Here is a 13,566-nt window from a genome sequence, read left to right as displayed (position 1 = left end):
GGCCTGCTCTTATTGAGATAATGGCGACGTGCGCCGATGAATTAATTGCACATCCACCCATGTCGTGCGCGAAGGCTGTTGTGGATCTTCAGCCCGTTCCAGCAGGCGGGTTAGGGCCTGGCGGGAAATCTCCGCAACATCCTGATGCAGGGTGGTCAGTTGATAACTGTATTGCGCCGTTTGTGGCGTATTGTCAAAACCAATGAGCTGGAAATCGTCCGGGGCGTGTCTGCCACGCTGGCGCATTCCGTCAAGAAAACCGCAGGCGAGCTGCGCATTGGCGCAGAAGATCCCCTCAGGATGTTTATCGGCGCTGAGGGCGGCCTGAAATCCCCCGTCGTATCCCTCCGTGGGCGCGATGAGTGCCTGCAAATCGCGCGTGATATCCACGCCGAGTGTGGAAAGCGCTTGATAAAAAGCCTCTCCACGCATCCGTCCGGCCCAGGTCGAGTGGGAGGTATTTAGCCAGCCGAAACGTCGGCAGCCATTGCCGACCAGTTGCCCGGCTGCGAGCGTGGCGCCACAGACATTATCGGAACAGACATAATCCACGAACGGAATATCCGGCTGACGGTTGATGCCGACCACCGGGATCTGCTGCGAAACGCACTCATTGACCAACGTTTCCGGCGGCTGTCCAGAGGTGACGATAACCCCGGAGACGCGAAACTGAGCAAAACGCCGTAGGGTGCGGGCCAGATCTTGTTCGCTGCGAATTTCGCTCACCAGCGCCTGAAAACCGCGACGCTGGATCTCGCCAAGCAAAGCATCAAGCAAACTGCTGCGAAACGGATCGCTGATGCGCGAGACCATAACCCCAATCAGATGACTGCGCCGACGATTGAGTCCCTGGGCAAGGAAATTAACCTGATAGCCAAGCTCTTCCGCCGCGCGCAACACCCGTTCCCGGGTGTCAGGAGAGATACTGCCATTATTGCTGAGCGCTCGGGAGACAACCGCTCTCGATACGCCCGCCCGGTGGGCCACATCCTGCGCGGTCACGCTCTGTTTACGTGGCAGTGAGCTCATGCCGGACGTTCCTCCGGGGCATTGTGTGGCGTAGTCAAGGTTATCTGTAGACCGTCATAACTGACAAACAACCCGTTCCAGGGTTCACAGGCGGCCTTGAGGTCATCGAGGATCGCGTCGTAGCAGTGATAGAGTCCGAGTGCCGGGATATCCAGTTGCCGGAATAGCGCCAGGCAGGAGGGAAAATCACCGTGGGAGGCAGCCTCATTGAGCGCCGTCAGCGATGCGCACTCCTGAAAAGCAAGATCGGCCCCGGCCATTAGCGCGATGGACTGCGGCGTTGGGCGGCCGTCACCACTATAAAACAGTGTCTGCCCGCCCTGGGTGATGCGAATGGCGCGATTGGGCAATTCATGCTGGGTTTCGGCGGTGCGGATATGCCAGTCGTGCCAGTGCCATGTGTCGGTCGCGTCGCGCCAGTCGAGATCAAAACCCAGCGCGGTTTGCGGCCAGTTGGCCAGCGCCGCCAGTTGCATCAAAACCGGACGTTGCTGCGGCTGACTGTAGATAACCAGTGGCTTCTGGCGCGAGAAGCTTTTCCAGTAGTTTAGCAACGCCGTCAGGCCAACACAGTGGTCCGGGTGGACGTGGGTGAAATAGATAACGTCGATATCGTTGATATCCCCGCCACGCTGCCAAAGTGCTCTCGGAATGGTGGGGCCACAGTCAATCAGCCATTGCCGGTTCGTATCATCCATTATCCGCAGCGCAGAGGTATTTTGTTCGCGGGAGAAGGCGCTACCGCAGCCAAGCACATCTATTTTCATTTTCCCTCACCAAAAATTTTTGACGCTTAGACCTGCCCATCAGGCGTAATTGTTGCAGTCAGTTTGGTTTCAGGCCAGCGCGCAAGAACCGGAGCGTACACATTTTACGTGAGGTTATGAGCACTGCCCTGGGCCAAACTGGCAAATAAAATAGCCTGATGGGTAGAGTCTTAATTATATTGTCACAAATACCCGACAAAGTAGGCTCACATAATGTCGAGTCAACATTGCATTTTTTTTACATTCGAATGAACACGTGTTCATCGGCGTTAAAAAAATAAACGCAGTGATTTTTGGGTAGCGAATATGAGTTATTTACAGGTGGCCGGGCTTAAAATTAGCTATGGCGAAAAGGTGGTATTGCATAATATCGATCTGCAGGTCGAGAAAGGGGAGATGATTGCCCTCTTAGGCCCGTCAGGCTGCGGAAAAACAACGCTGCTAAATGCACTTTGCGGTTTTATTCCGGTGCAAACCGGGGAGATTACCGTTGCCCGGCGCGATATTACCCACAGTGCGCCAGAGCAGCGAAATATCACCATGGTGTTTCAAAGCTACGCGCTATGGCCGCACCTGACGGTGGCACGCAACATTGGCTACGGGTTAAAGCTCCGTAAATGGCGGCGTGACGATATCGACCGCCGTGTGGCGGAGCTGTTGAACATTGTCAATCTCACCGGTCTTGCAGACGTGAAGGTGACTGAACTCTCTGGCGGGCAGCGCCAGCGCGTGGCTCTGGCGCGGGCACTGGCAATTGAGCCGGACGTGCTGGTTCTCGATGAACCCCTGTCGAATCTGGACGCCAAAGTGCGCCTCAACGTGCGCCACGAAATTAAAGCCCTGCAAAAACGTCTGGGTTTTACTTCATTAATTGTCACCCACGATCAGCAGGAAGCGCTGGTTATGGCAGACCGTGTTGCGGTATTAAATAATGGTCGCATCGAACAGATTGGCACCCCGGAAGATATTTACCAGCGTCCGGCAACGCCCTTTGTCGCTGATTTTATGGGGGCGGACAATAAAATTTCTGCTAACGATCTCTTCGCCGCATCGGATATTTCTCTGCGCGCTCAGGGGAAATATTCTGTCGGCGATTTCCGCGATCGCACCTTGTATTTTCGCAGTGCCGATACGGCGCTCAGTACAGTCAATACGCACACGCCGGAAGATGGCCTGACGCTTCATGGCGTCGTTGAGCAAAGTGCGTTTCTTGGCAATTTATATCGCCACAGCGTGCGTTGTCATGATCGGTTATTACTGGCGGATTCAACACAGTGCTGGCCCGCACAGTCAACCGTCCGACTCCACGTCCCGGCGCTCGCGTTACATATTTTTCCATCATCACAAGCACGTTGACATCATCGTATTCACTTTGGGGACAGACCATGTTTATTAAAACGAAAGCTGCGGTAGTGACTGCATTATTTCTGAGCTATGGCGCGCAGGCCGATACCATCCTGAACGTAGCCACAGCAGGCGATCAGAATATGGTGGATTACGTGAAAACCTGGCTCGGACCGAAATTTGAAGCGGCGCATCCTGGCGTAAAAGTCCAGGTTGTTGGCACCGGCCCCGGGGATGCCGGTTCGAATAAAATCATCGAAAAACTGACTGCGCAAAAAGAGAGCGATGCGAAAACCTGGGATATTGATGTGGCGGTCGTTCATCAGAAAGCCGGGGGCGAACTGGTGGAAAAGGGGCTGCTTGCGAAATACCGCCAGCAGATTAGCACCGGCAGCATGGTCAGCGCGGAGAACGCGAAAAATGCCCTCGGCGTCAACGTCGACGGCTACGTGATGCCGATGTTTTTGAGCCAGACTGCCATCGCCTGGAACAGCGAGGCGATCAAAACCCCGCCAGCCTCCTACGATGAACTGGTGAGCTGGACGCAGAAAAATCCGCAGGCCTTTGGCTATAACGGTATCAAAAATGGGATGTCCGGCGTGAGCTTTGTGGTGGGCTGGATGTATGCCTACGGTACCGATGCTCAGCGCCTTTCTGCGCTGCCTTACGACAAAGGCGTGGAGAAAAACTGGAGCCAGGCATACGAGAAGTTAAAAGCGTTCAATAAGAACGTGACCTTTACCCCAGGCAATGCCGGTACCCTCGATATGCTCAGCCGTGGCGAGATCACCATGGGGCCGGTGTGGGTCGATATGTTCTACAGCTGGAAAGATCAGGGCAAGCTGCCGCCGTCGATCAAACTGGCGCTGCTGTCGCCAGGTATGCCGGGACAACCGATGTACTACGTAACCCCAGCGAAGGCGGCTAACCCACAACTGGCGCGTGAGTTTATCGAGCTGGCGACCAGCCCGGACGTGCAGGCACAGGGGATTGTGAAACAGTTTAACTGGTACCCGGGTATCGATGCCGAACATGTGAAGCCGAAGCTGGACCCGGCCACCTGGCAGAAGCTGTTCGCGGAAATTTCGCCGAAAGCGCTGGCCGATTACGGCAAAAGCTTCCCGATTACCCCCTATTTTGACGACATTAAAGAAGGCTACGAAAGCCAGGTCGCTAATTAGAAGATATACGGTTAAAGCTCAGGCGCGGCACAACGCCGCCCTGAGCGTCTATTTATTCTGATGTCAGGTCTGCTATGCGTACTTCGCTGAAATATCTATTGCTGGTCGCGCCCGCCGCGCTGATGATTGCCATCCTCTTTTTATACCCGCTGGGGTTCTCGCTGATTGCCGCGTTTACTAACGATGCGCGGCAGCTTACCCTGGCCCATTTCAGTAAGGTCTACGCGCTCTATTCCAGCGATATCGCCTTTACGCTGGTGATTGTGCTGATTTCCGTGGCGCTGCTGGCGGTGATTTCCATCACCCTCTCGGCGGTGATCACCTTGTCACCCTGTCGGCCCATTGTGCGGATGCTGGGTTTTTTGTACCGCCTGCCGTTATTTATCCCCTTTATAGTGGCGGCGCAGATGATGCGCACCTTTCTGGCTAAAAACGGCCTGATGAACAATGCGCTGGTGGCAACCGATCTGTTCACCCCAATGGAGACGGTCTCCTGGCTGGGCTGGAAAGGGATCATCATTACCTTTGTCTGGAAACAGCTGGCGTTCGCCACATTGCTTATCTGCGGCGCGATGGCGGCGCTGGAGCAGTCACAAATCCTGGCCGCGCGCAATCTCGGGGCATCACGCCCGCGTATTCTCTTCGACATCATCCTGCCGCAGGTGCTGCCCGCCATCGGCGTGGCGCTGGTGCTCTCTACCGTGACCATGATGTCGGTGCTGTCTGTACCGCTGATGATTGGTGTGGGTACGCCAACAATGATGACCGTGGATATGGCGTTCCGCGTGAACTCCTATGGCGATTATGCGGTGGCCAATGCGCTGGGCGTAGTGTCGCTGCTGATTTGCGGTGCGCTGTCGTGGTTCTATCTGCGCCACAGTCTGCAACAGAAGGGAGGCGAATGATGAAAGAGGCAATGATGACGTTACCGAATACGTGGCTGGCGAAAGGGCGCAGAAAATTGAGTACCAGCCTGCCCCTGCAGACGCTGTTGTTGATTTTTATGCTGCTGGCGATGTTTGGCCCGCTGTTGAATTTGCTTATCTGGACGGTAGCGGAGAGTTGGTTTTTCCCGCATACCCTTCCTGCTCAGTGGGGGCTCAAATACTGGTATCAGGTCTTTAGCCCTTATAGCGATGTCTCCGGTTCATTGATAACCAGCGTGTTGATTGCGGTGTTATCGGTGGCGGTGTGCCTGCTGATTTCGGTCCCGGCAGGCTATGCGCTCTCCCGACGGGGCATGCCGTTACGGGTGCTTTTTATGCTGCTGTTTTTGATTCCGCAGGCGTTTCCGAACCTGACGGTATATATGAATATCGCCCGGCTGTTCTATCAGTGGGGGCTCAACGGCACGGTAGCCGGCGTGGTGCTGGTGCACAGCGTACATGGCCTGATGTACTCGGTGTGGATCTGCGTGGCGGCGTTTTCCGCCGTGGATCCGCTGCTGGCGAGGGCGTCACGTAACCTCGGCGCCGGACCGGTTTACACCTTCTGGCATATCGTACTGCCGCAGGCCTCGCCGGGCATTATTGCCGCCAGTATTTTTGTCTTCCTCGAATCACTGGATGAATTTACCGGCACCTTTTTCGTCGGTGCGCCGGATATCACCACGCTACCGCTGCTGCTGTATAACGCCAGCATTTCGGGCAATTATCAGGTGTCGTCTATTACCGCCCTGATTTTGCTGGTGCCGTCGCTGCTGTTTATGCTGGTCATTCATAAATTTATGCGCCCGGAAATGCTGTCGAAACTGGGGAAATGATAAAGCGGTTATTAAACTGGCGAAACAGCCGTTGCCCTTGTGAATACATCAAATAAATCACTACAATGCATAACCATTATCGACGACATGTTGAGAATTTATGGAGCGCATCAGTGACATCTCGCTGTTCCTGCGAGTGGTGGACTTAGGTTCAATCAGCGCCGCCGCGCGCAGTGAAAATCTGTCTCTGGCGGTGGCCAGCAAGCGAATACAACGGCTGGAGGAGAGTCTGGGCGCAAGGCTCCTCAATCGTACAACCCGGCGTCTTTATCCCACCCCGGAAGGGGAATTACTGGCATCACAGGGGAGGCCGTTGATTGAGGCGCTCAATGCCCTTGGCGAATGTCTGCATACCAGCCGTTCCGAAGTGACCGGGACTATCAGGGTCACGATGTCGGCGTCCTTTGGGCGCTTATTTATTTCGCCGCTACTGGCGGAATTTCAGTCGTTACATCCGGATGTCAATTTCGTCGCGCACCTCAGTGATGAAGTCGTTGATCTGGTGAAAGGGGGATACGACCTCGCTATCCGCATCGGCAATCTTAAAGACTCCAGTCTGGTGGCGCGACGCATCGCCCCAAACCGACGCGTGTTGGTGGCGTCACCGTCCTATCTGGCGCGACGTGGTGTGCCGCAGCATCCAGCCGATCTGGCTACGCATGACGGATTACTCATGATGGATGTCGATGGCAAGCGGGATATCTGGAAACTGATAACGCCTGAGGAAGGGATTTTTCGGGTGAAAATAAACAGTAAAATCGAGAGTAATTTCGGTGAATTGTTACGCGACGCGGCGGTATATGGCCGGGGTATCTCCCTCCAGTCGGTCTGGCATGTTGCCGATGATCTTAACGCCGGGCGCTTGCAGGTTATCCTGCCGGATTATCCGCTACAGGAAAGCCATATTCACGCTGTGACGCCCACACGGCTGATGCAGACGCCGCGCATTAAGGCGTTTATCGATTTTCTCCAGGAAAAGTTTGCCGAATCGGCGCTCTGAGAGCGATAAGTCAAAGGGAAAGCCCGGTGGGATAGTGTCGGAAAAACGATCCACGCCGTGGCGTGGATCGGTGTTTGTCGCGTAGCCGGATAGGCTAAATGGCGTTAATCAGAGCGCGCCTTCCCCTTCGTAGGCCTGACGATACAGTTCGATGACCTGCTCTTTGGTCGCTTTTCTTGGGTTGGTTAACTGGCAAACATCTTTTTTCGCGTTGTCCGCCATAATGGCAAAGTCTTCCGGTTTAACCCCCAGGCTTTTCAGATCGGCAGGAATACCGACCTGTTTGCTCAGGCGACGAATGGCGGATATCGCTTTTACTGCCGCTTCATCGGTCGACAGTCCGGCGACTTTCTCACCCATGGCCTCTGCAATATCACGGAAGCGATTAAGGTTGCCGATAAGGTTAAATGACTCAACATACGGCAGGAGAATCGCGTTACATACGCCATGAGGAAGGTTATAGAACCCGCCCAACTGGTGTGCCATCGCATGGACATAGCCCAGTGAGGCGTTGTTAAACGCAATCCCGGCGAGATACTGGGCATAGGCCATGTTGTCCCTTGCTTTCATATACTCACCGTTCGCTACCGCTTTGGGCAGGTATTGCGTGATCATTTTAATGGCTTGTAAGGCAGCGGCATCGGTTAGTGGATTAGCCATTGTCGACACATAGGCTTCGATAGCGTGCGTCAGCGCATCCATGCCGGTCGCAGCGGTAAGGGAAGGGGGCATACCGACCATTAATACTGGATCGTTGATGGAAATTTGTGGTGTGACGCGCCAGTCCACGATTGCCATTTTCACCTTGCGCTCTGTATCGGTAATAATACAGAAGCGGGTAATTTCAGAAGCGGTACCTGCGGTGGTATTAATCGCCATCAACGGGATCATATCATTGCTGGATTTATCGACCCCTTCGTAATCGCGAATATTGCCGCCATTTGCCGCAACCAGACCAATCCCTTTTGCACAGTCATGAGACGAACCGCCGCCGAGTGAGACAATCCCGTTACAGCCATGTTCGCGGTAGCATTCGATGCCAGCAGCGACGTTTTTATCCGTGGGGTTTGGTTCCGCGCCACCAAATATATGCACATCGATACCGGCTTCTTGATAAATTTTTGCGACCTTATCCGCCATGCCGTTTTTTGCCAGAAATGCATCCGTGACGATAAGGATTTTTTTCACATTTAACGTTTTTGCCAACGTACCGGCTTCCTGAACACTACCTTCACCAAATACATTTCGTGTTGGTAGAAAATAATATGTCGACATTGATCATCCCCTGTTCATAAATGTGCTTGTAAGAGTGTCCATGACTGCGTTTAAACTCCTGGCAAAGTGTCAGTGCCTCAGAATAACGATATTCTGATGCTGCGAATAAAAGCGCTGACTGAACATGCGCAGGCAATGTTAAGGAAAAGCTGACAGGGAACAGTGAACAACCTCACAAAACAAGTGGTTTTTTAACAAAGAGCATCAATTTTATTTACAGAGGAGGTTTCAAATCATCACTTTATGTTATTAACTTGTTGTAAAGGAACAAGGTAAAAATGATCAGTGGACGGGTGTCTTCTTCTGGCGATTTACTGAGTGTTTTGGATGTAATTGATTGTATTTGAACTATTATTTATTCAGGCATGAGGCGGCGTAATCCGCAGAGGTGCATGAGATCTTCTGCCGCGTGGGTCATACTCAGCAGAGCGTCAGGGCCGCTGATGGGACGAAACGGTGATTGGCCTGGGTGCTTATCTCGTGCATTCATCTGTTGCGAGATGCCATCCGGGACAGGAACAACATTCGGGCAGTTACGTTTAAGCCAGTGCGGATACGTTCCTTTTAATCACGACCGTAGTACAAGACACTCATTACCATAAATTGGGGGGTGAACGTACAGGAAAGCTATTTCCAAAGAACGCGAAAGAATACATGATATATACGTTGAATAAGATAATGCGATTCTGTTAATTTCCGCGTCATAAGCCTGTTAACTGCCGGTGCCCATATTGAGTTTAATTATTATGGGGTGAGGTTGAAACAGTGAATACGCACTGAGGGAAAATCACCCTTTTTTGATCGTGGCGGGGGCAATATGAATAAATCTCACTGGGATGAAAGTGGCTTATTTCAGGCAATCCTCGACAAATGTCCCGTCGGAATAGCGGTAATTGATTATGAGGGACTTTATCTCACTGTTAATCCCGCTTATTGCGATATCTATGGCTACACGCAACATGAGATGTTGCATCACTCCTTCACCATGATTTTTCCCGCTGCCGATAAACAGGCTGTGCTGGAGCGCCATCATCGATTTATCAAAGAAGGCACCCGCCTTGGCGGAGAATGGCCTGTCCTGCACCATGATGGATCGCAGATGACGGTCTTTTCTGAGTCCGTGACGTTTTACCCTACCCAGGGGCTACCGGCCAGGCTGGTCTACGTTCAGAACATTACCGAACGCAAAAAGGCGCAGGAGCAAATGAAAATTGCGGCTGCCGTGTTTGAGGCCAGCCAGGAAGCCATTGTCGTCACCGACGGCGATAATAATATCATCAGTATTAACCCGGCTTTCACCACCCTGACGGGGTGGTCTCTGGAGGAGGTTAAGGGACGTAATCCTCGGGAGTTTAAATCAGGCCGCCATCCCCGTTTTTTTTATACCGAGATGTGGCAGGCATTAAACGACACCGGGCAATGGATGGGTGAGGTATGGGATCGACATAAAGACGGCACTGAATTTCTCAAAGAGTTGAGCATTTCGGTAATAAAGGATCCAACTGGTAATGTGATTAATTACGTTGGCATGTTTTCTGATATTACCTTACGCAAAAAACAGGAAGAATTGATCTGGCAACAAGCGAATTATGATGCGGTCACTGGTCTGCCCAACCGTCATTTGTTTCAAAGTAAACTGGAACAGGCTGCCCGGCATGCCTCGCGAACACGTCATATTATGGCATTGATGCTGATCGACCTCGATCAATTTAAATCGGTTAATGACAGCATGGGGCACCGGGCGGGCGATGAATTGTTAGGCCGGGTGGGGATGCGTTTACTCGAATGTGCCGGCAACGCCGAATGTATAGCCCGACTCGGTGGCGATGAATTTGCAATTATTCTCGCGGATATTAACGATCCGTCAGAATGCACGGATATTGCCCGCAGTATTCTCAGAAAGCTGGAGATGCCCTTTACGATCAATGGCGAGACGATGTTTGTTTCGGCCAGTATTGGCATTTCTCTTTATCCCACGGATACAGAAAACCTCGAAGATTTATTTAAAAACGCTGATCAGGCGATGTATGCGGTTAAAAATGCGGGACGTAAGAATTTTCGTTACTACTCCCGCGCCCTGCATGATGCGATTCATGCGCGCCTGCGGATGATGAGAAATTTAAGAAAAGCGCTCGAAGAGAGCCAGTTTGCGGTCTATTACCAGCCTATTGTCTCGCTGACCACGGGGCGTATTACCCGAATGGAAGCACTGGTTCGCTGGATCCACCCGGTGCAGGGGATTATTAGCCCGGATGCCTTTATTCCGCTGGCCGAAGACACCGGCCTTATCGTCCCTTTGGGGAACTGGATCGCAAACCAGGCCATTACGCAACTGGCTTACTGGCGGCAAGAATATGATCCTCAACTTAAAATGACCATTAATCTGTCGCCGGTGCAGTTACGCAGCCAGGAATTTGAAGATATCCCCTGGATTCGGGATCTGCAGAGCAACAAACTCAATGGTGATGCGATCACCATTGAAATTACCGAAGGGCTGCTGCTTAACTCGGAAACACGCGTGAATCACAACCTCAAAATGATGCATCAGACGGGTATTCAGATTGCTATTGATGATTTTGGCACCGGTTATTCATCGCTGGCCTATCTGAGAAAATTTAATATTGATTTTCTCAAAATTGACCGCTCCTTCGTTGAGGATTTAAAAGGCGTAGGCTTTGAACTCTGTACGGCGATTATTGCGATGGCGCACAGCCTGGGACTCGGCGTGATTGCCGAGGGGGTAGAAACAGAGGAACAGAAAAAATTGCTGATTGATCTGGGGTGCGATTATATGCAGGGATACCTGTGCTCGAGACCATTGCCAGCCGGTGAGATCGAGAAGCTGTTTCTGTCATCGTATGTCCGATAAGCCTTCTGTTTCAAAAAGGGACCGCATTCATCTGACCCCCGTAAAATAACGGGGAGCCAGGATTGATGCGGTATTTCCCTTTTATCTTTCCACAACCAGATGGCAAAAAAATGGGGGATAGCCCAGCTATACCACCAACATTATGATTTAACGTAGTCGGTGTAGGCGTTCTGCAGAACAATATGATCAGCAATATATTTTGCGTCGTGCCATACGCCGTAAATAAACGAGGACGCACGATTCACCAGGTTCGGCAGGCCCAGAAAATAGATACCGCGTTCTGCTGAAATACCGCGCTTATGGAACGGCAGACCTTTTTCGTCGAAGGCATCCACGTTCAGCCAGCCGAAATCAAATTTAAAACCTGTCGCCCAGATAATCGTGGTAATACCGGCGGCGGCGATATCTAATTGTGTCAGCGGGTTGAGCAGGTATTCCGGGTCCGGCAGTAACTCCCATGCCTGTGGCTCCGGCGGCAGATCCAGCCCGTTGCGTTCGATATATGCATCCGCATCGCGCAATACGTCAAAATAGGCACTATCGCCCGCAGCGATATTCTCAGCCAGCCCCCCGGCAAAACTCAGCACGCCGTTATCCCAACCTTTGGTGATACCAACCAGCGTAATGCCCGTATGCGCCAGACGGCGGAAATCGACGGTTTTTCCCCCTTCATAACCGCTTACCGCAAAGGCAACGTGCTCTTTTTTCGGTTTTATTTTCACTTCATCCCACAGACCAAGCGCCCCCAGCCACCAGCAGTAATCACGGTCACGGTAAGTGCGCGGCGGACGATAATGCTCACCGACAGACAGATAAACGTCGCGCCCTGATTGACGGAGCTCTTCGGCAATTTGCGTACCGGAAGCACCTGCGCCCACGACCAGCACGGCGCCCTCAGGTAATTGGTGCGGATTTTTGTAAACCGAGGAGTGGATCTGGTGCACCCCGGCGCTTTCCGGAACGATCTGCGGGAATGAAGGTTTCTGAAACGGGCCTGTGGCGGCGACGACATTGTCGGCTTCAAATTCACCGGCAGAGGTTAGAACGTTGAATCCGCTGCGTCCTGCCAGGCGCGTAACCTGATGCACTTCAACGCCTGTGCGCACGGGGGCGTTAATCATTTGCGCATAGTCTTCAAAATACTGTGCCATGCGCTCTTTCGGCGGGAAAGCTTCCTGGGAGATATTGTCGAATTTAAGCGACGGGAAGCGGTCGTGCCACGCAGGCCCGTTTGCTACCAGCGAATCCCAGCGTTCAGAGCGCCAGCGTTCAGCGATCCGGCTACGCTCCAGGACAACGTGGGGCACGCCCATTAAAGCCAGATGTTCGCTCATGGCAATACCGGCCTGACCTGCGCCGACAATCACGGTATTAATTTTTTCTGCTGACATAGTGAATCCCTAAATATAAGCGGCCCTCGATAGTTTTATCGCTACGCGTCATCGGGGCAGTATTAATGACAATCAGGTTTTTTAAATGCGCTACGTCGGGATATCCGACGCGCATTTATTCACGGGCTATTAATGTCGGGTTTCAATATTTAATATTTTCCCCAGACCTAAAAATGTGTTGGCGATAATGAGCATCAGGGCGGTGACGGCAATATAAATGACCGACAGGGCGGCGAGTGTCGGATCGGCAAATTCGCGGACATAGTTGTACATCGCCACCGGTAAGGTCTGTGTTACCTGAGTCGTAATAAATAACGATGCGGTGAATTCGTTAAAGGAGAGGATCGCGGCAAACAGCCAGCCGCCAAACAGGCCCGGTAAAATCAGCGGTACGGTGATGGTCCATACCACGCGTAGCGGCGATGCCCCCAGACTTGCCGCCGCCAGTTCAATACGCTGTTCAAGGTTTTTTAACGACACATACACACTCCGCAACACAAACGGCAGTACCAGGACGATGTGGCAGAAAATCACCAGCGGGTAACCGCGCCCGATGTTGAGCTGCGAGACCAGCATCAGCAGCCCCAGACCAATCGTGAAGTGGGGAATAAACAGCGGTGAAAGCAGGATCCCTTCCAGCGCCTGCTTGCAAGGAAACGAATAGCGTTCAATGGCAATCGCCAGCATGGCGCCGATGATGACCGCCAGCGACGATGCCCACGCGGTAACAATCAGCCCTGAGTAAAACCCATGACGGAAATCGTCATAATTTACCGCCCGCTCAAACCAGCGCAGCGACCAGCCTTTGGGCGGGAAAAACAGTACGGCGGTGCTGCTGAACGAGGAGATAAACACCACGATGGTTGGCAGCATGACAAACAGCAGAATAGCGGCGACCAGCAGACGACCCGCCAGCGTTATCAGTTTGTCGTTAAGTGAACGGGTCAT

General features: G+C 52.6%; 11 protein-coding genes. 6 read left to right on the top strand and 5 right to left on the bottom strand.

Going from position 1 to position 13,566, the window contains the following annotated elements; translation table 11 throughout:
- Positions 1-9: 9 nt before the first annotated feature.
- A complete protein-coding gene (locus AB182_RS14110; protein ID WP_047370646.1) occupies positions 10-1,029 on the bottom strand; it encodes a LacI family DNA-binding transcriptional regulator in 1,020 nt (339 codons plus the stop codon).
- A complete protein-coding gene (locus tag AB182_RS14105) occupies positions 1,026-1,796 on the bottom strand; it encodes an MBL fold metallo-hydrolase (RefSeq protein WP_047370645.1) in 771 nt (256 codons plus the stop codon). Before AB182_RS14105 ends, AB182_RS14110 begins: the two co-directional genes overlap by 4 nt.
- A 306-nt stretch (positions 1,797-2,102) precedes the next feature.
- Between AB182_RS14105 and AB182_RS14100 the strand changes: the two genes are divergently transcribed.
- From AB182_RS14100 to AB182_RS14080, 5 genes are all read left to right on the top strand, one after another.
- A complete protein-coding gene (locus AB182_RS14100) occupies positions 2,103-3,152 on the top strand; it encodes an ABC transporter ATP-binding protein (protein WP_047370644.1) in 1,050 nt (349 codons plus the stop codon).
- Positions 3,153-3,181: 29 nt separating this feature from the next.
- Positions 3,182-4,321, top strand: a complete 1,140-nt coding sequence (locus AB182_RS14095) for an ABC transporter substrate-binding protein (protein WP_047370643.1) — start codon at positions 3,182-3,184, stop codon at positions 4,319-4,321.
- A gap of 74 nt (positions 4,322-4,395) precedes the next feature.
- Complete coding sequence (locus tag AB182_RS14090; RefSeq protein ID WP_047370642.1) at positions 4,396-5,226, top strand: ABC transporter permease; 831 nt, start codon at positions 4,396-4,398, stop codon at positions 5,224-5,226.
- Complete coding sequence (locus AB182_RS14085) at positions 5,226-6,083, top strand: ABC transporter permease (RefSeq protein ID WP_047373300.1); 858 nt, start codon at positions 5,226-5,228, stop codon at positions 6,081-6,083. Before AB182_RS14090 ends, AB182_RS14085 begins: the two co-directional genes overlap by 1 nt.
- Before the next feature lie 100 nt (positions 6,084-6,183).
- Positions 6,184-7,083: a LysR family transcriptional regulator gene (locus AB182_RS14080; RefSeq protein ID WP_047370641.1), complete on the top strand. Its 900-nt coding sequence runs from the start codon at positions 6,184-6,186 to the stop codon at positions 7,081-7,083.
- Between the two features lie 108 nt (positions 7,084-7,191).
- Here the strand turns inward: AB182_RS14080 and AB182_RS14075 are convergent, their stop codons facing one another.
- Positions 7,192-8,358, bottom strand: coding sequence for an iron-containing alcohol dehydrogenase (locus tag AB182_RS14075; protein WP_047370640.1), 1,167 nt, complete (start codon positions 8,356-8,358; stop codon positions 7,192-7,194).
- 817 nt (positions 8,359-9,175) lie between these two features.
- Here AB182_RS14075 and AB182_RS14070 point away from each other — a divergent pair.
- Complete coding sequence (locus AB182_RS14070; RefSeq protein ID WP_047370639.1) at positions 9,176-11,227, top strand: sensor domain-containing protein; 2,052 nt, start codon at positions 9,176-9,178, stop codon at positions 11,225-11,227.
- Between the two features lie 140 nt (positions 11,228-11,367).
- On the opposite strand, the gene AB182_RS14065 is transcribed toward AB182_RS14070, so the two are convergent.
- Complete coding sequence (locus AB182_RS14065; RefSeq protein WP_047370638.1) at positions 11,368-12,618, bottom strand: flavin-containing monooxygenase; 1,251 nt, start codon at positions 12,616-12,618, stop codon at positions 11,368-11,370.
- 129 nt (positions 12,619-12,747) lie between these two features.
- Positions 12,748-13,566 carry an ABC transporter permease gene (locus AB182_RS14060; RefSeq protein ID WP_047370637.1) on the bottom strand — a complete coding sequence of 273 codons (819 nt, stop codon included), beginning with the start codon at positions 13,564-13,566 and terminating at the stop codon, positions 12,748-12,750.

Origin of the sequence: Phytobacter ursingii (genome assembly GCF_001022135.1) — a bacterium.
Lineage (GTDB): Bacteria > Pseudomonadota > Gammaproteobacteria > Enterobacterales > Enterobacteriaceae > Phytobacter > Phytobacter ursingii.
The sequence above is the reverse complement of the archived record's forward strand: the minus strand, read 5'-3'. Positions and strand labels throughout refer to the sequence as shown.

Coding starts and splice junctions, on each gene's coding strand:
- AB182_RS14080 (WP_047370641.1), top strand. CDS start 6,184: ATGGAGCGCATCAGTGACATCTCGCTGTTCCTGCGAGTGGTGGACTTA.
- AB182_RS14085 (WP_047373300.1), top strand. CDS start 5,226: ATGAAAGAGGCAATGATGACGTTACCGAATACGTGGCTGGCGAAAGGG.
- AB182_RS14075 (WP_047370640.1), bottom strand. CDS start 8,358: ATGTCGACATATTATTTTCTACCAACACGAAATGTATTTGGTGAAGGT.
- AB182_RS14090 (WP_047370642.1), top strand. CDS start 4,396: ATGCGTACTTCGCTGAAATATCTATTGCTGGTCGCGCCCGCCGCGCTG.
- AB182_RS14095 (WP_047370643.1), top strand. CDS start 3,182: ATGTTTATTAAAACGAAAGCTGCGGTAGTGACTGCATTATTTCTGAGC.
- AB182_RS14070 (WP_047370639.1), top strand. CDS start 9,176: ATGAATAAATCTCACTGGGATGAAAGTGGCTTATTTCAGGCAATCCTC.
- AB182_RS14060 (WP_047370637.1), bottom strand. CDS start 13,566: ATGACCCGTTCACTTAACGACAAACTGATAACGCTGGCGGGTCGTCTG.
- AB182_RS14100 (WP_047370644.1), top strand. CDS start 2,103: ATGAGTTATTTACAGGTGGCCGGGCTTAAAATTAGCTATGGCGAAAAG.
- AB182_RS14110 (WP_047370646.1), bottom strand. CDS start 1,029: ATGAGCTCACTGCCACGTAAACAGAGCGTGACCGCGCAGGATGTGGCC.
- AB182_RS14065 (WP_047370638.1), bottom strand. CDS start 12,618: ATGTCAGCAGAAAAAATTAATACCGTGATTGTCGGCGCAGGTCAGGCC.
- AB182_RS14105 (WP_047370645.1), bottom strand. CDS start 1,796: ATGAAAATAGATGTGCTTGGCTGCGGTAGCGCCTTCTCCCGCGAACAA.